This is a genomic window from Flagellimonas sp. (assembly GCF_965215805.1).
GTDB lineage: Bacteria > Bacteroidota > Bacteroidia > Flavobacteriales > Flavobacteriaceae > Flagellimonas.
The window spans coordinates 624,799-641,545 of record NZ_OZ244124.1; the positions used below are offsets into that span (position 1 = coordinate 624,799).

The window sequence follows — 16,747 nt, forward strand, 5'->3', positions numbered from 1 at the left end:
GCACCCAGCTTGACTGGGTAATCTTGCGGTAGCGGAGCACATTAATCGGTTTTAATTAACCTTAGATTAATTTCAGTCATCATTTCCATCATCATTTTGGTAGTTCTTTCAGCCGATGTTGAATCGACAACTTTCATTCCCATTCCCATATTCATATTTATAGTGCCATTTTTGAATATGCCTTTTTTGGAATCAAAGCTAAAATTTGAGTTACCTTTTAAATAGCAAACATACTCTTGCTTTATTTCTTCTGGAATTGTGAAGTCGGAAACATCGATTTCCGTATTTAGTTTTTCAATTCCATTATTACTATTCGTATACTCTACTCGATTATATCCTTTTACATTTAGGTTTGTGCCCATCATATTGAATGGCATAGACATTTTTAAATCAACGGAATCACCAATTTTCATTTTTTTATTTGTGATTGGGAATAATGTTCGGGCCAACATTACACCTGATTGTTGAATATCTCCATCAATATTTCCTTCCGCCGTTAAATCTTGAAACAAAACCTGATTAGGCATTTTAATTGTATCCGTCACTTCATATACTCCAAGTGAATCAGCAGTTAGGGTCATTTGCTTAATATCTGTAATAATAACATCTGCGTGTTCCTTATCCTTAATGCTTACTATCAAATTTCCTGTCATTAGCACTTTTTGAGTATCAGGAAAAAATTCGATATCGGTTGTTATTGTTTGATTGTATTGGTAAGTCAATTTATTGTAATCATTGAAATTCCATTTAATCAGTTTTTTTGATATCGCGGTTGTTGAAATTAAAAGAAGCGACAGCAACAAAATTCCAATTATTCTATCAATTCGCATTTTTGTCTTATATTATTTAAAACGTTTGAATAAAGATACTTCTAATGCTACCTCCAGTTTTTAACTGGTGGCCTATATTTATGACTAGGAAACCACGAGATGTGCTTGCATCCAGCTTTACTGGGTGATCTTGCGATAGCGGAGGGGCATTTAGCTTGTTTTGCGGCTTTTAATCATTTCTTTCCATTCATCTAGTGTGACAAATGTTTCTTCTTGTTCGTCATCAAAAAATATCCAGCCCTCTGCTTCAGAAGAGAGTAGATTCAATCTTTCAATTATTTTATCATCAAAAATTAATCTTCCATACTGCTTCAAGTGTCCATTAGCTGCTTTCCAAAGAGCAAATTCCAATCCCATCATCCATCCGGCACTGTATGCTTCCTCCGAAAGTTCACTCATAAATTCTGCTAATAATCTTTGAGTAGTAGATAAATTTTTGATCATTCTAATTTTGAACTAACAATTGCCGCTAACGTTTGTATAAAGATACTTCAATTCAAATGCTTTGGATGGTGTTCAAAAAACATCTAATTGTGGAAGGGTTGCCCACCGATTTGTTAAAACTCAACTCATTTGTCAAAAGCCAATAACTCGGAAGTAGTCATCTCAAAAGCGTCCGCGATTCTCTTTAACATGGAGATTTTCATTTCCTGTTTTCCCAACTCGTATTTCCGCAGATTTTGGGCATCAATCCCTGCTTTAAAGGCAATTTCTTCAATACTCACATCATTTTCTGTTCGCAGAGCTCTAAGGTGCTTGCCCAATTCTATACAAAAAGCCGGAATTTCCTTTTTTCGTTCACGCTTTGACATATCTCAAAGTTGCAAACAAGAAGATTTATTATCATTCATTAAACTCCAAAAACTCATTTAGATCTACATTTAAGACTTTAGCTAATTTGTAAAGATTCAAAACATTAGTCCCCATTTCCCCTCTTTCTACTCTTCCCACAAGATTGTCATGAACCTGAGCTTGAAAACCTAAATCCTGCTGGGTTAAGTTTTGACTTTTTCGGATTTGCCTAATCCGTTTCCCTAGTGTTTTCAGAAATTCCTTTTCGTCTTGGGAAAGTTTTTTTGCCATATCCCAATTTGGGGGAATCAAACAATCAAAAAAAGCACTTTAGAGTGTTTTTACTGGAATTTTTCTTACCTTGTTACCACCCCAATTCTAAAAATCCAACAATCCAACCTCCCTATACAGTTGAAAGTCGAAGGTTAAAAGTCCATAATCTGAACACTGATTTCTGACTTCTGAACCCATAACTAGAAATTCCAAAACCCAAATCCCAAAACTGTCAACTGTCAACTGTTAGCCGTTAACTAAAGACTGAGAACTGAGAACTTAAAATTCATCATTTAGCATTAAAAAATCTACTATGCAAAAGCCTATCTTGCCCACCATCCATGACTTTCTACATAAAAGTCTCCATGCTTCCCTGGAAATTACCTTTGGCACCCATACCATATTGAACAGCCTTGTCCATAGGCCGCTAAACCAAGTGTACAAACAAAACAGCCGTATTGTGATCAATAAAAGAGCCCGTAAAGGAATTCCCCAGATGGTAGTTGTAGACAATCTGATCTTCAATTTTGATTTTGGGTTTACCCCGCCCATGCAGCAGGAATTTTATCTGGGCAGCATGTTGCACCTTCCAAGTCCCTTGGATCAAGGCCACCTACATATGGATGCAGACCAGCTTACCCTTTCTTTTCGCATTCATTCCCGAAATCCCAAACACTGTGTCTTTGTTTCCCAGACGTACACCCATATCCGCCATCTGGAACGATTCTTTGAACCGTACATCATCCCGAAAGAATAGCCCTAACAATATTGTATATTTGCAGTAAACGATACAGATGAGGATCAGGGCAGAGATTACCAGCAAATATATTAACGATACGGATCGCAAAACCGCCGTGGTGGCCAACGCCTTGGCGCATCCGCTCCGTGTGGCGCTGGTACGCTATCTCAGCACCAAAAACTGTGGCGAGGGGGTGGACAATGTTACCTGTAACAAAGATCTGGTACAAATGTTCGATTATTCCCAGAGCACCATTTCCCAACACGTAAAGATTCTAAAGGAGGCTGGCCTTTTCCTAACGGAGAGCCATGAAAAGTTCACCTTTTACACCTTGAACAAACCGCTGCTGGACGAGTTTCGTGGTTTTCTAAAACTGTAATCCCAACTATTAATTTGCTGTTAAATCCCATTTTTGTTTCGGTGTTTTGGTTAAATTCGTTTATCGCTTATTAACGATTTATAACTAAAAACCTATTCCATGATTCAAAAAACGACACTCTTTTTGGCCTTGTTGGGCTTAACTCTTACCTGGGGGCAGATCGCACCCTTGGAACCTGCAAAGGCCCACTACAAAACCTTGCAAAAATTGAGCACCAAACCCAACCTGAACATGCAAAGCTGGACAAGATCAGCTTTCCAGCATCAGAATATAGCAGCGGTAGTTTGATCTATACCATGGCCGCCCCGGCCTACCTCTCGCCCGCCCAGGTGGAAACCCTTAAAAAAAGCGTACAGTACCCGGCCAACTCTTCGGATCAGACCCGAGCCGAGCTGGATTTTCTGTTGGACTGGCAGAAAAAACGAAGTCAAGCGCAGGTAGATCGCTCCGTTAATTTCCTGGCTCCCATTGGCTATTGGCCGCACATAGCGGTGCTAAAAAACCATGAACGGTATCAAAGCAATATGGAAGACCTTTTTTATGAAGGCCGAACCGTAATGGGTGAAAGTTGTAACCCGGAAAACTACCCACATACCGCCAAATTGTTGCAGGGAGTTACCAAGGACATGCGCATTATGGAGTTTACCGTTAAATACCACCTGCGTCGCGCCCGTCCTTACCATTTGGAACCTTATTTACAACCTTTGGCCCGTATGCGTACCCCATCTTTTGCCAGTGGGCACACTTTATGGGCATATATTCAAGCCTTCACCTGGAGCGAACTGATTCCGAACAAGAGAGTCGAATTTTTGGAGCTGGCCTACGAAGTAGGCGAATCGCGCGAAATCATGGGCATCCATTATCCCAGTGACGAGGAAGCTGCAAGGGTGCTGGCGCACCGTATGCTGGTGGCCATGTGGGAAAATCCAGAGTTCAGAGCAGATCTGGAGAAGGCCAAGGCCGAGTGGAAATAAAGGCTAGGGTTTATCTAAAGTAACCACCTCCAAATAATACCGCTGCGCTGCATGGTTTCCCCTTGGAACATACAGGGTGGCGGTTTCCTTTACATACTGAAGGTCGCCAAAATAGTCGCCCCCTTGATCCAAGCGCGTGGATTTTCCCTGGGCATCCAAATGCCAAAGGGCAGTACCTTCCACCGTGCTTAGGAAATAACCCCCTTGGCCGTCAGGCCACAATCCATCCATATCAACAATGGGTGGGTTTGTTTCTTTTTTACGGATGGCTTTCGTTTTTATATCGATGCTAGCCAAGTGGGTTCCCCCCACCAAAACTTCCTGATCTAGGGTATAAATGCCATTGGCCCATTGCAATTGTTCTTCGTCTTGGACCCAAGGCTTCAGGGAATCTCCTTCTACCTTGAACACGGAATGGATGAAGGAAGCAGTGACATAGACCTCACCTCGCGAATTGATGGCCACGTCATTTAATCCTGAATTTTTAATGGGTTCCGAGTAGCTTTTCACCACTTTTCCACTTGCAATTTCGATGACTTTAAGTTGGTTTACATCGGCTACCCAAAGTTGGTTGTTATGGATAGCCATTCCTGTGGGTCGGCTTAAATTGCTCACCCATTTAAGCTCCTCCAGCTCTCCATCTGTGTTAAACTTGGAGATAAAACCATCCGTTCCTGGCGCAAATTGTTGTCCGTTGGAGACATACCAGCATTCATTCCCAGCATCAAAGACCACGCTTTCGGGTTTGATCAAGCCCACATCCTCACCCCATTTTTCGGTTGGATAACTTTCGTCTTGCGCAAATCCACCAAAGACTGCACAAAAGGAACATACCATCAAAAATTGCTTTAACCTCATCCGATGAAACTTTTTGATTCGCTTTAAAATTAACATAAGCTTATAAAACCTGCATGCCAATTAACATTATTTTCGTTTATAAGCAATAAACGATTTAACTATGTCATCCAACCTAAAACTGCTGCTTGCGGCCAGCATTCCTGTACTTCTCATGGGCTGTTCCGAAACATCTGAAGGAACAAAAAAAGAACGATCCCTTTCCATTTTTGAGGAAATTACCGAAGGTAGAATCGCTACTGATGGTGGACTTTCCCGTGGGGTAGCTTGGGGCGATTATGATGGCGACGGTGATCCCGACCTTTATGTCTCCAACTCCAGTGGGCAATGGAATGCACTCTATAGAAACAATGGGAATGGAACCTTCAAAAAGATGACCGAGGGCGGATTTGACATCAAAGTGTTTTCGGAATTGGTACGACACGGCGGGAGCGCCCAAGGAGCCAATTGGGTGGACTATGACAACGATGGGGATTTGGATCTCTACGTGGTGGGCCGGGATGATGAGCCCAATTTCCTTTTCAACAACATTGACAATCTAGGCTTTACCCGAATCACCAAGCATCCCCTGACCGAGGAAGGAATCCGAGCCTCCATGGCTTGTTGGGCAGATATTGAGAGCGATGGGGACTTGGATGTTTTTATTGTGGCCTCCGGTAAAGGTCCCAACCGAGTGTATAAAAATTTAGGAGATGGGAATTTTGTGTTTATGGAAGAGCATGTGCTGTCCGAAGGAACAGGTCGCGCGCGTGCATGCGCCTGCGGGGACGCCAATGGGGATGCACTCCCAGAATTTTATATTGCGAATGCCCAAGCTGCAAACGACTACTATGTGAATCTGGGAAATTGGGAATTTCAAAAAGTAGAAAAGGGGCATTTGGTCCAGGATGTAGGCTATTCTTACGGGGTTTCTTGGGCCGACTATGATGATGATGGGGACTTGGACCTCTTTTTGGCCAATTTTGATAAAAAGAATTTTCTCTACAACAATGACGGTTCTGGAAATCTAAGTCCTGTGATGGAGGGGCCGGTTTCCCAACAAATGGGCGGGGCATCCAAGGGGCATACTTGGGGTGACTATGACAATGATGGCGATCTGGACCTTTATGTAGCCAATGGAACATATCGGCCAGAAATGTTCAATTTTTTCTATGTGAACAAAGGGGATGGAAACTTTGAACAGGATTTTAGTGGGCATTTGTTGCAACATGCGGATACATCTGCAGGGGCAGCCCATGCCGATTTTGACCGCGATGGCGACCTCGACATTTTTGTGGCCAATTGGGGCAGCAGTGACCAAGTGAACCGTTTTTATAAAAATACAACCGAAGGTAGTCATTGGGTAAGCCTGAGGCTGAAGGGAACACAAAGCAACCGATTTGGGATTGGAGCCAAGGTATCCCTGTTTTCCGATGAAAAAGTGCAATACCGCTGGATGTACCCAGTGACCGGTTATGCCAGTCAGAATGATTATGAACTGCATTTTGGATTAGGGCAGTCCACTGCTATTGATTCCCTTAAAATTGAATGGCCTTCGGGTCATACGGATGTGCATCCCAATCCAAGCATTGATACCCATTTTACGGCAACCGAGGCAGCCGCTCTAGAAGTCAAATCTTAGCGGCTATTTCCCGGATGGAGCTTACAAGATGTTCAATATGCTTTAGCTCGGTATTCGGGCTCATAAAAACCAATCTTAGGTAGCGTGTGCCTTTGAACAAGGTAGTGGTCAGATAAAATTCTCCAGCGTCCAATAGCTTTTTCCGAAGAAAAAGGGAATCAAACACCGCTCCCGTATATTGAAAACAAAGGATGTTGCTCTCCGGTTCTACGGGGCACTCAAAATCAGCAAGGCTTTGCAGGTAGTGATAAGCATCCAAAGCAAGTTGGTATTGCCGATCTATAAAATCTGCCATTCCGTCTTGCCCAATCGAGCCCAACACAAAAAACAACCGTTCGCCTAAGCCAGGTTTGGTGGTTTCAATGGTTCGGTGGAGGGTATCCAAACCAGGTTGTTCCTTATCATGAAACAAATAACTGGCATTGTCTCCCACCGGCATGGCCTGATCCAAATGTTTATGGTTCTTGACCAGCAAAGCGGCGCAAAGCGATGGCACTTGGAGCAACTTATGGGCATCCCACACTAGGGAATCGGCCCGTTCAACCCCTTTTAATTTATGCTGGTGTGTTTTGGACAAAAGCGCACTGGCACCATGGGCGCCGTCTATATGTAGCCAAAGCTTTTGCTCTTGGCAAAAATCTGCGATTTCGTCCAAGGGGTCATAAATGCCTACTGGAGTATTACAGGCATTGGCCACCAGCGCAATAGGCAAGTGCCCCATTTCCTGAATCTTTTTGAAAATGCTCGGTAAACTATCCGGAATAACCGCTCCACGCCCATCAACATCCACAAAGTGGATGGCCTTCTTGCCTATCCCCAAAATTCCAGCAGCCTTGGTCAGCGAATAATGACTTTCTGAGGGTAATAAAATAGAAAGTCCATCTGGGTTTCCTTCTTGCCAAACCTCCTGTGCCGCCAAGGTCCTTGCCATAATCAATGCGGTGAGGTTGGCAATAGACCCTCCATTGACCAATACCCCTCCACCAAAAGTTTCCTCCGCCATTCGGCTAAGTGCGGTCAAGGGAGTTGGTTTCCATCCCACCTTTTCCAACATCCAATTGACCAAAAAAACCTCCAAGGCCACCGAACTTGGGCCCATTTCATAGATAGAGGGCACATTATTGGTGAAGTTGTTGACAAAACCTCCCAAAGCCGCAGCATAATGCGGAGCAGCACATTGGTGACCCAAATAACCGGAATGATGCAACCTGGTTTGATAGCTCAGAAATGTGGACAAAAAGTCTTTTAAGCCTTGCCCTTCAAGCCCTCCTTTTTTTATACATGAAGACAAATCCAATTTTTGAATCAGCTGATCCAATGGTATTTGATTGATTACTTTGTTACTGGGTAGATCAATCTCATTGGTAAAATCTTTCAGAGCCTGTCTTACGATTTCGAAACTTGTTATGAAACGCATATATCGTTTATTACCGATTTACGATGTAAAGATAAAAAGATTAAATGAACTTCAACATATCAATAAATCATCAGAATTGATCAAATCTCACCCTTCCAGAATCGTCATTCTTTAAGGTCCATCTTCTTTCCCAACAACTTCCGGAACTTGGTTTCCACTGACAAATGAAATAATGGGTATAATTGTTTCTTGATAGGGACCTGGTGAAGGTTTCTTCAAATAGATTTAGATGTCCCAACGGATTTTCAGTGAAATCGTAATCTCCAAATTCTTCTTTCGTTATGGTGGATTCATCCTCCTCCACATCATATTCGCGGGTAACAATGCTATCCAAGTTAGAAACTGCGTTGAAATAAAAAACCACTTCTTTTTGAAGCAACATGTCGCGGGATACCAACCGCTGGATTCTGCCCAATGGATCATATTCAAAATCCAATGTGTCCTTAGTATTTAGTTCTGAATCCTCGATTATTTTCTGAATGATCTTATCCTCTTCATCCAAGATAAAGGTGCTTTTGAAAGCAGGCACCATTATTTCCGAATCCAAGCTCTTTCTTTCCACTATAATCGTGTTATCAACATGCGAGATTTCATCCACCACTTTTTCAGAAAAGGAATATTTAAACCCTACCGCAGGATCCACTTGTGCGTCATAAATTCCCCCAACTCGTCCTACAATTCTGTTTTCCGCATCATACTCTATCTGCACCTTTTTTAACAGGTCTGGAGGATTTATCCCTAAGGGATAATTCATATAATAAAGTAAATAGCCTTCTTGTTCCGTAGTATCTCCCGGCCCATCACCATTACCTGGTTCTTCCTCTCCGGACTGCCCATCAGGGTCCTGAATTTCATTAACAGCATCGGTACTGCACGAACCTAATAACATCAACAGTAAAACACTGAACACATACAAAAAGAAGGTTTTCATCTGACTAGTCCTTTAGTGGCGGCAAGAATAGCCAATTTTTAGCTTTGGAACCCAAGATTTTCGACCAAATAATGAATTGTCCTTTTTAATCCCTCAAGCTAACGGTGCTTACCACATTAATTTGACTTATACTATCCATTCAATTAAAACGCAAAATATCGTATCAAGCGAAAAGCGATTTAGATACTCTCCAAATCGCTCTTACTTTATCGACTAATAACCTACGGATTACTCCTTGTTAGTATTTATTGTCCTACTTATTTTTCCAGTTAGCGTCCGCCTTTTCAATGCGATTGGGAAGCAGTTTGAATAAAAATTTGGCTATAGGGTTTGAGAAAAGGTATTCCTTCCCCTCAATGGTCAGGCTGTGTTTTCCTCCCTTCACGTCTGTTTTTCCGGTACTGACTGCAAAAGCACAATGTCCGTTATACTCTGGTGTGTTTTGTTGTATATCTGAATGCATCCTATCCCAATTTTAGTTTATACCTTCCATTTGTTTGATAGGTCTCACCTCTATGGTTCCCTCGGCATCATGAAACATGGGATTGGCTTTGGCTATGGTAACCGCTTCGTCCAGGTTTTCGGCCAAAATATGGAAGTACCCTACTATAACTTCCTTGGATTCATTAAAAGGACCATCCTTAAAAGTCCCTTTATTCCCATGGATAATGGCACCATCCATATCCAAAGGCTGGGCGCCTTTCAACTTTTTGGACTCCATGAGCCCGCCAATATATTGTCCAATCTTTTGAACATGGGCCTGCTGCTCTTCTGGGGACAAACCCTCCAGATGGTCTCCTTTGGTTTTGATGAAAATCATAAATTCTTGCATGATCTATTTTTTTAAAACATTAAAAAATGGTTGTACACCCCATAGTCAAATGAAGAAAAGCAAAAAGGACATCGTATTCGGAAAAAAACTAACTTTTTCTGGAATACTCTATCAACTTAATGTTTATCAGGGACTTACTGTTTTCATCCAACGGTAATTTCAGGGCCTCATTTAAGATATCTATGGCTTTTTGCGGCTCCTTATTCTGAAAATGAAGCTCTGCCCTGGTTGTATAATATGGCAAGTACGTATGGAAAGTTTGGGTATCACCTATTTGGTTGAGCTGTTCCAATGCTTCCTTTGGGTGACTGGTTTTGGACAACACCACAGCACGGTTGAGTAGCACAATAGGTGATTTATCTATTTGGACAAGCATATCGTACAACTCCAAAATACCTGCCCAGTCTGTGGATTTGTAGTCCACCGCCGTGCAATGTTGGGCGGAAATGGTGGCCAGAATATGGTAAATGGAAACTTCGTTTTGTTGGGTGGCCATTTCCAAAAAATACAAGCCCTTTTTTATAAGAGCCCTGTCCCAATCGCTTCGGTCCTGATGCTCCAAATCCAAAACGTTGTCAAATTCATCCACCCTTGATTTGAACCTGGACATATTCAAACTCATCAAAGCCAATAAAGCATAAGTGTTGGACGATCTTGTATTCGGGTTGGAGGCAATAATTTCTGCCAATCGGACGGCTTCCTCACAAAGCTCATATCGGATAGGGCTATTCCCCGAAGAGGCATTATAACCCTCATTGAACAAGAGATAAATGGTCTCAAGAACGCTGGACAATCGCTTTTCAAGTGCTTTTCCAGTTGGTACTTCAAATGGGATGTTCGCCTCCTTTATGGTTTTTCGCGCCCTAACCAATCTCTTGTTGATGTTCTCCTCATGGGTCAAGAACGCCTTGGCTATTTCAGGAATACTGAATCCGCACAGGGTTTTAAGGGTGAGGGCCACTTGGGAGTCCGATGAGATGGATGGGTGGCAACAGGTAAAAATCATGCGTAACTGGTCATCCGCAACTTCTTTATCCGTAAAAATATGTTCCAAAGCCGGCTTTAACGTCCATTCGGATTGCAGTCGTTGGGAGATATCTGAGGCGTATTTCCGCTTATACTTTTCACGGTTCAGGACATTTACCGCTTTGTATTTGGCCACCTTGTAAATCCAGCCCACAGGATTTTCCGGGACTCCGTTGTAGTTCCATTGATTCAGGGCTTCCAACATGGCTTCCTGCACTACGTCCTCTGCAAGTTGGATATGGGATGTACCAAAGGTTTTGGTCAACACAGAGACAAGTTTACCGTACTCATGTCTGAACAGATGATCAATTTGGTCGGATATGTTTTTCTCGGCTGTGGACATGTTTTGGTTAGGGCAGATCCAGTTAATGTTTAAAGCTAGTTCCTACCGGTAAATTATAAAAATCCACAAGATGGGTAGCTTCAATTTGTTTTAAGTTTATTGTTTATCCGTTCAACCGCCATTCGGGTTTGTTCCCTGTCGTAGTTAACAAGTCCGATGGAATAGGAGTGGGCATTTGTAGACAATTCCAATGTTCCCTTTCCTCTTTTCCAGTGACCAACACCATGCCCAGTTATAAGGTCTATCACCATTGTAAGTATTCCAGTAATCCAAGGGACATTGCCTTTGATAAACTCCACCTTTTTTATTTCCGTGTAGCTCGTCTTTTTGATTAAAACTGAGCCAGATTTTCTAACTTCCAAGTCATGTTCAGTAAACACGACCTCAACCCTTGGAGAACTTTGTAAAATTAGGATTTCTTGTTTCACAGTTGATTGATTATATTTTCAATACTTCGTCATTTCATTCTTCAGAAAGATTCCGATAAACTTTCCTCATAACTGCTGTTTTGGCTTCATCTTTGGCAACGGAATTTGTAGTAAACATCATCACTCCTGTGGACTCCCCTGCCAGTCCACCCAAAAGAACGGTTTCAAATTCCTCTTTGGAGATAATACCTGGGTCATCATGCGCTTGAACAATAGGCCATACTTTGGGATAAGCTCCCTTCTCAATGTTCAATCGGTTGCTGAACCAGCTAATATTTTCTTCCACCCAATTGGGGTCTCGATGCATTCTTCCATGGTAAACCATGGGAGAAAACACATCAATAGTTTCCCTTAACAAATCATAATCCAACCCCAGATTTCGGCGCCTGGCACCATTATATTCTTCATCATCCCAGGGGCAGTGGTAAAGCCCCAAGAGTGCATTGGGATTGGCTTCCTTAACGATTTTCTTCATTTCCACGGCCCAATCGTGAATGACTTTGCACCTCCAATTGCGCCATTCCTTATCATGTTGGGTTAAAATCCATTGTGCCTTTTCGGAGGTTGTTCCTTCAGGTATTTGCAGGCCAGTGTATGATGAAAATTCATTGAGGCAGTGGTCATTAAAACAGGTTTCGGGCAAAATGGGTTCGGGGTCTTCAAATTGCGCGTGCCAATGCACATAGTCCATCCAAATTCCATCAAGGTCAAAATTGGATAGCAAATCCCTTAGCTGATTAAAGCGATATTCCCGAAAACCGGGCTCGGTAGGACACACGCCCATAAACCAGGTAGCCGCCTCAACTTTTTCACCCTTTTCATTGATGGCCCAAGCGTCGGGGTGGCTTTCCACATAATTTTTCCCATTTAAAGTGGCAAACTCCGCATATACCTTTGCCCCTTCGGATTTGGCTCTTTCCACCATGGCTTGATCAATGGCGCCACTATGGACAAAAATGGCATTGACCCCAAGCTCATTTAACTTATATCCTTTGTCCCAAAGGGGTTTGGGATTCCCATAAACACCTCTCACCTCAACAGTTTTGGTAGGTTTTTGAGGGCATGACAACGCAAAGATCAGTCCAGTAGCAACAAGCACAATAAGTTTAAAAGACAACTTTACCATCACAAATCCAATTGGTCCATTTTTTCCTTTTCATAGCGACTATCCTCTGCGGGATATCTCAATCGGTCTTCGTATTTGCCCGATTGTTTGGCCAAAGACCAGATCAAACTTTCACCAGCAAAATCTGGACTTGGTATTCGCCCATAAACGGGGTCTTCAAATGCCATGTACGAGTTCACAACCTTCCAACCTTTGGCCTTAAAGGCCTCAATCAAATCCCCAAGAAAGAGAGCCGATGTCAGGTTATGGTGAAGCAACAATGTATGCTTAATATGCCTTCCATTCATTTCAAAGGACAGCTTTTCGTAATACTCGGCCCGCTCTAGGATGTGCTGTACATAAAAGTCGCGAAAAGCGTCAAGCTGTGTATTTGAAACTCCATTGCTCTTGATTTTTTTGATCAAACGGCTGTTGACATACCAATCCGACGCATCAATGGTGACATACCCATTTCGATAGCCGTTTTGGGCAAGGATATTTCTAATGCTGTCCACCTTATCGGGGTTCTGACCTTCCTTCAGATATGGAAATCGGAACAACTTGGAACTGTTCCCAAATTTTGAAATAACAGAATCTGTGCGTAGCAATTGATCAGTAAACATTTGGGCCGTATTGGCATCCGCATTAAAGTTGGGATGGGAAAAGGTGTGATTGGCAATTTGATGTTCCTTATCGTCCCAGCTTTTGAGAAGGAACTGGCCTTTTTCATCCAATTTGTTCTGTCCCGTGACAAAAAAAGTGGCCCTGAGACCCTCCTTTTCCAGATGGGACAGCAGCATCTGGTTCCATTCCTTAAACGGATACCCCGCCAAATCCGCGGTAATTCCATCATCAAAAGTGAAACTAACCATGGGTTGGTTGCCATTTTCAATAGTTTCTTCAACAATTGCAGTTTTTCCAGATGATTGATTTTTACACCCGAACGAGAGGAGAGTTACCAAACAAAGGGCGATGGAGGTCAATTTCATGATGGGATTGATTAATACCTAGCTTGTTATAAAGATACGCCAATTTGCAAGCCTAAAATCTTGAAGCTGCCGAGCAATAAAAACCTTATCTTAACCTCCGAATACTTCCTAATGAAAAACACCCTTGTTATCCTATCCCTCTTGCTATTATCAGCAAGCTGCAACCAGAAGAAACCGATACGTAAAGAGATGGTCACCCAGTATTACCAGGCTTTTGAGGAAGGCAATTACCAAAAAATTAAAGCATTGATCAATGACACCCTCACTATAACATCTGGGGATTATGTAACCCCTTATACCCATGAAAGTTTCTATGAATTTTTTAAATGGGATTCTATATTTAAAACCTCCTATGACATAGTTCAATTGGATGAAGTGGACAATAAAGTCATAGTCAACGTTGCTTCGGAATCCGTGCGTTATAAGTTTTTAAAGAACAATCCCCTGACCTGTCAGTTCAATATCTCTTTTGATTCCGGAAAAATCTCAAAAATTGAATCTGGGGAATGCGCAGGAGCCGATTGGGGAATTTGGCAAAAAGAGCGGGATTCCTTGGTCAGTTGGATCCAGAAAAATCACCCTAAACTGGATGGGTTTATCCATGACATGACCATGGACGGAGCCATCAATTATGTTAAGGCCATAGAACTATATGTAGCTGAACCCTAAAAATGTCTTTTAAAATCCATCACACCTCCAAGTACTCTTACAATTAAAATTCCCGTTGCAGTTTCCTTGTAGAAAATCATATGCGACTCAAAGCGAAATCTTTTTAACCCAACTTGATTCCCTAGAAAAAAGGTCAAACCTAATTTGGGATTGGATGCCAGCAATATAAAGGTTTCAATGAGTCCATCTCGATATTTACGCGCCTGACCCATCCCGAATTTATAAATGGTGTATTCTGCTATTGAAGCAATATCCAATTCCGCGGCTTTGGTCAATCGAAATTCAGGAATTCTTTTTGGCATGACGCTCCTCTGCTTCCTTCCAAATTTCCTCAACCGTTTTATCACTCACACCACTATCCAAACCCGTTTGAATTGCTGCCCGTAACTCCTCCAACTTTTGCTGATTGGCTTGATCTCTGCGAACCAGATCCCGTAGGTATTCACTATCGTTGGTATAGTCTCCTTTCTCAATCTGCTGTTTGATCCACAAATCTTGTTGATGCGTAAAGGTGATGGATTTTCTAACTGTAGCCATATCGTTTAATGTAATACTATTGGTGCAATATAGCGTATTATTGATGCATTTGCAACTATACCTATCACAGAAAGCCATCTTAGAAAGCCAGATGACATAGTCATTATGGGGTGGCGGCATTCCCTAATCCAAGCTTTTCCAAGCTTTTTCTATCAATGCCTTGGTAAGTAGTATACCCTCATGTTCAGGAGCATCGCCTTCGTATTCAATGCCAATGTGCCCGTCCCATCCAAAGTCTTTTACAATTTTGAGCATCTTGTAGTAATCTATGGAAGGATGTTCTCCCTGATTATCAAAATTATAGGACTTGGCACTGACCCCTTTGGCAAACGGCAAGAATTCGGTTACACCTTGATAGATGTCGTAGGCTTTATCACAATCCCCTTTGGTACTTCCCCATTTGGCGGTAAGACACCAATTTCCAAAGTCCGGTAGGGTTCCCACATTTGGCGTGCCGACCTGTTTTAAAATTTCTGTTATTAATTGGGCATCCGAGCTGTACAGGCCATGATTTTCTATTACAATGTTGATGTTCTCCTTGGCGGCATAGTCGGCCAAGCGTCCAAGGCCATCTGTCATAGATGATTTAAAGGCATCTCTATCGCTAGCACCAAAGGCATTGACCCTGATGGAATGGCATCCCAAAATTTTAGCCGCATTGACCCATTTATAATGGTTCTCTACCGCTTTTATCCTTTCCTTTTCTTTCGCCGCGCCAAGGTCACCCTCTTCATCTACCATGATCAGCAAACTGCTCACGCCTGCCTTGTCCGCTCGTTCTTTCATGTTTGCCCAAAAGCGCTCATCTTCCCCCGAATCCTTGTAAAAACCGTTTACATACTCCACGGCGTTTATCCCATAGGTGTCATTGGAAATACTGGCAAAGTCCATAGCATTGAGGTTCCCATTTTGAAATTGCCGATGCAAAGACCACTGCGCCAATGATAATTTTAGATCACTTGTATTTGATGCGCTTCCATCATCCAGGAAATTGTAACCATAGGTTACAAAAGGTGAAGCAGACAAAACCCCAGCGCTCCACATACACTTTTCCAAAAAAAACCTTCTTTTCATAATGTTCTGTTTTATAATGCATTAACTCAACCTAAATACTCCTACCAAGTTAATCAAAGCAAACTAAGAATGCCGTAACACCAAATAGTGTGGATATTGAGCTGTCAATACGATATTTCAATCTCTTCATAGTCCACCCTCTCAATGATCTCATCCCTATTGGAGTCGATGGTTCTGGAGTACAGATCCTTGGTAATCGGATAAGCTTCCAGCTCGCCTTCCCAAAGATCATCCTCGATCATCTGCTGCACATCGTCCAGATCCATATCGTCCATAAGCCAAGAATCCAAGTTTTCGTCATCTATGATCACAGGCCTCCTCTTTTTTTCGTTGTGGATCTGTTCAAACATTGGGGTTGCGTCCTTGGTCAGGACAGTAAAGGTGTTCCATCCATCCGAAGTGGTGGTGTAGATGCCTGCCAGGCTAATGGGGTCATCGTTTTTGCGCTTAAAATAGAACGGCACCTTAAAGGGTTTGCCCTTGACTTTTACCGGAGTGGTATGGGGTTCAAAAAAACCGTCTACGGGAATAATGCACCGTTTTTGCTCCCAAGAATATCGGTAGATGAAATGATCAAAGAGTTTTTCAGATTTGGCATTGAGGCCCCCAAAGGTCTTGTAGTTTTTAAAGTACTCCTTAAAATCGGCCCCTTTGTTCTTGGAGGGCATTATGCCCCACATGGCAGGGGTGATCCTGTTGGGTTTTTCCTGTGGGATGACCCACATGAGGGGGTGGCTCCAGCCATTGGCATGGAAGTATTGCAGATCCAGCTCCAACTGCTCTTCTCCCAGTAATTTGGTAACGTTGTAAAAGACCTCCAGTTCTTGCGCTTTCCTAACCACTCGAGTACCGTAACACATGCCCCATTTTTCCTTTCAATTTAACATATCCTGTGCTAAAAATTAAATATATTTGCTTGGATTATTTCCAATT

23 protein-coding genes are annotated in these 16,747 nt (G+C 42.4%); 6 read left to right on the forward strand and 17 right to left on the reverse strand.

The features are described 5' to 3' along the window. Positions 1-41: 41 nt before the first annotated feature. The 4 genes from ACOOE0_RS02735 to ACOOE0_RS02750 form a co-directional block, all read right to left on the reverse strand. Positions 42-830 carry a hypothetical protein gene (locus tag ACOOE0_RS02735; protein ID WP_420400945.1) on the reverse strand — a complete coding sequence of 263 codons (789 nt, stop codon included), beginning with the start codon at positions 828-830 and terminating at the stop codon, positions 42-44. A gap of 150 nt (positions 831-980) precedes the next feature. After that, positions 981-1,274, reverse strand: coding sequence for a hypothetical protein (locus ACOOE0_RS02740; protein ID WP_420400946.1), 294 nt, complete (start codon positions 1,272-1,274; stop codon positions 981-983). A 125-nt stretch (positions 1,275-1,399) separates the two neighbouring features. Further along, positions 1,400-1,642: a helix-turn-helix domain-containing protein gene (locus ACOOE0_RS02745; RefSeq protein ID WP_420400947.1), complete on the reverse strand. Its 243-nt coding sequence runs from the start codon at positions 1,640-1,642 to the stop codon at positions 1,400-1,402. 31 nt (positions 1,643-1,673) lie between these two features. Continuing rightward, a complete protein-coding gene (locus ACOOE0_RS02750; protein ID WP_420400948.1) occupies positions 1,674-1,913 on the reverse strand; it encodes a helix-turn-helix domain-containing protein in 240 nt (79 codons plus the stop codon). A 295-nt stretch (positions 1,914-2,208) separates the two neighbouring features. On the opposite strand from ACOOE0_RS02750, the gene ACOOE0_RS02755 reads away from it, so the two are divergent. The 4 genes from ACOOE0_RS02755 to ACOOE0_RS02770 all read left to right on the forward strand — a co-directional run bounded on the left by ACOOE0_RS02755 (position 2,209) and on the right by ACOOE0_RS02770 (position 3,987). Continuing rightward, positions 2,209-2,652 (forward strand): hypothetical protein, encoded by a 444-nt coding sequence (locus ACOOE0_RS02755; protein WP_420400949.1) that lies wholly within the window; start codon positions 2,209-2,211, stop codon positions 2,650-2,652. 37 nt (positions 2,653-2,689) lie between these two features. Beyond that, positions 2,690-3,013 carry an ArsR/SmtB family transcription factor gene (locus ACOOE0_RS02760; protein WP_420400950.1) on the forward strand — a complete coding sequence of 108 codons (324 nt, stop codon included), beginning with the start codon at positions 2,690-2,692 and terminating at the stop codon, positions 3,011-3,013. A gap of 99 nt (positions 3,014-3,112) precedes the next feature. Beyond that, positions 3,113-3,301 carry a hypothetical protein gene (locus ACOOE0_RS02765; protein ID WP_420400951.1) on the forward strand — a complete coding sequence of 63 codons (189 nt, stop codon included), beginning with the start codon at positions 3,113-3,115 and terminating at the stop codon, positions 3,299-3,301. 8 nt (positions 3,302-3,309) lie between these two features. Continuing rightward, positions 3,310-3,987, forward strand: a complete 678-nt coding sequence (locus ACOOE0_RS02770; RefSeq protein ID WP_420400952.1) for a phosphatase PAP2 family protein — start codon at positions 3,310-3,312, stop codon at positions 3,985-3,987. A 3-nt stretch (positions 3,988-3,990) separates the two neighbouring features. On the opposite strand, the gene ACOOE0_RS02775 is transcribed toward ACOOE0_RS02770, so the two are convergent. After that, entirely contained in the window at positions 3,991-4,845 is an 855-nt protein-coding gene (locus ACOOE0_RS02775) for a hypothetical protein (RefSeq protein WP_420400953.1), read from the reverse strand. Between the two features lie 100 nt (positions 4,846-4,945). Here ACOOE0_RS02775 and ACOOE0_RS02780 point away from each other — a divergent pair, with 100 nt between their 5' ends. Beyond that, complete coding sequence (locus ACOOE0_RS02780; protein ID WP_420400954.1) at positions 4,946-6,463, forward strand: CRTAC1 family protein; 1,518 nt, start codon at positions 4,946-4,948, stop codon at positions 6,461-6,463. Here the strand turns inward: ACOOE0_RS02780 and ACOOE0_RS02785 are convergent. The 8 genes from ACOOE0_RS02785 to ACOOE0_RS02820 form a co-directional block, all read right to left on the reverse strand. Beyond that, a complete protein-coding gene (locus ACOOE0_RS02785) occupies positions 6,453-7,880 on the reverse strand; it encodes a pyridoxal phosphate-dependent decarboxylase family protein (RefSeq protein WP_420400955.1) in 1,428 nt (475 codons plus the stop codon). The genes ACOOE0_RS02780 and ACOOE0_RS02785 overlap by 11 nt on opposite strands. 70 nt (positions 7,881-7,950) lie before the next feature. Further along, positions 7,951-8,811: a hypothetical protein gene (locus ACOOE0_RS02790; protein ID WP_420400956.1), complete on the reverse strand. Its 861-nt coding sequence runs from the start codon at positions 8,809-8,811 to the stop codon at positions 7,951-7,953. Positions 8,812-9,064: 253 nt separating this feature from the next. Next, the gene (locus tag ACOOE0_RS02795) at positions 9,065-9,274 is read right to left on the reverse strand and encodes a hypothetical protein (RefSeq protein ID WP_420400957.1); all 210 of its coding nucleotides are present in this window, start codon (positions 9,272-9,274) and stop codon (positions 9,065-9,067) included. A gap of 12 nt (positions 9,275-9,286) precedes the next feature. Then, a complete protein-coding gene (locus ACOOE0_RS02800; protein ID WP_420400958.1) occupies positions 9,287-9,643 on the reverse strand; it encodes a YciI family protein in 357 nt (118 codons plus the stop codon). A gap of 88 nt (positions 9,644-9,731) precedes the next feature. After that, complete coding sequence (locus ACOOE0_RS02805; RefSeq protein WP_420400959.1) at positions 9,732-11,012, reverse strand: RNA polymerase sigma factor; 1,281 nt, start codon at positions 11,010-11,012, stop codon at positions 9,732-9,734. A gap of 80 nt (positions 11,013-11,092) precedes the next feature. Beyond that, positions 11,093-11,440: a hypothetical protein gene (locus ACOOE0_RS02810; RefSeq protein ID WP_420400960.1), complete on the reverse strand. Its 348-nt coding sequence runs from the start codon at positions 11,438-11,440 to the stop codon at positions 11,093-11,095. Between the two features lie 34 nt (positions 11,441-11,474). After that, the gene (locus ACOOE0_RS02815; RefSeq protein WP_420400961.1) at positions 11,475-12,566 is read right to left on the reverse strand and encodes a hypothetical protein; all 1,092 of its coding nucleotides are present in this window, start codon (positions 12,564-12,566) and stop codon (positions 11,475-11,477) included. Further along, complete coding sequence (locus tag ACOOE0_RS02820; protein WP_420400962.1) at positions 12,566-13,534, reverse strand: polysaccharide deacetylase family protein; 969 nt, start codon at positions 13,532-13,534, stop codon at positions 12,566-12,568. Before ACOOE0_RS02820 ends, ACOOE0_RS02815 begins: the two co-directional genes overlap by 1 nt. A gap of 111 nt (positions 13,535-13,645) precedes the next feature. Between ACOOE0_RS02820 and ACOOE0_RS02825 the strand changes: the two genes are divergently transcribed. Next, entirely contained in the window at positions 13,646-14,203 is a 558-nt protein-coding gene (locus ACOOE0_RS02825; protein ID WP_420400963.1) for a hypothetical protein, read from the forward strand. Here ACOOE0_RS02825 and ACOOE0_RS02830 read toward each other — a convergent pair. The 4 genes from ACOOE0_RS02830 to ACOOE0_RS02845 all read right to left on the reverse strand — a co-directional run bounded on the left by ACOOE0_RS02830 (position 14,200) and on the right by ACOOE0_RS02845 (position 16,674). Further along, entirely contained in the window at positions 14,200-14,505 is a 306-nt protein-coding gene (locus tag ACOOE0_RS02830; RefSeq protein WP_420400964.1) for a type II toxin-antitoxin system RelE/ParE family toxin, read from the reverse strand. The genes ACOOE0_RS02825 and ACOOE0_RS02830 overlap by 4 nt on opposite strands. Then, the gene (locus ACOOE0_RS02835) at positions 14,486-14,740 is read right to left on the reverse strand and encodes a type II toxin-antitoxin system ParD family antitoxin (protein WP_420400965.1); all 255 of its coding nucleotides are present in this window, start codon (positions 14,738-14,740) and stop codon (positions 14,486-14,488) included. The genes ACOOE0_RS02830 and ACOOE0_RS02835 overlap by 20 nt, the downstream gene beginning before the upstream one ends. Positions 14,741-14,863: 123 nt before the next feature. Then, entirely contained in the window at positions 14,864-15,814 is a 951-nt protein-coding gene (locus ACOOE0_RS02840; protein ID WP_420400966.1) for a sugar phosphate isomerase/epimerase family protein, read from the reverse strand. A gap of 104 nt (positions 15,815-15,918) precedes the next feature. Then, positions 15,919-16,674, reverse strand: coding sequence for an SOS response-associated peptidase (locus ACOOE0_RS02845; RefSeq protein WP_420400967.1), 756 nt, complete (start codon positions 16,672-16,674; stop codon positions 15,919-15,921). Positions 16,675-16,747 lie beyond the last annotated feature (73 nt).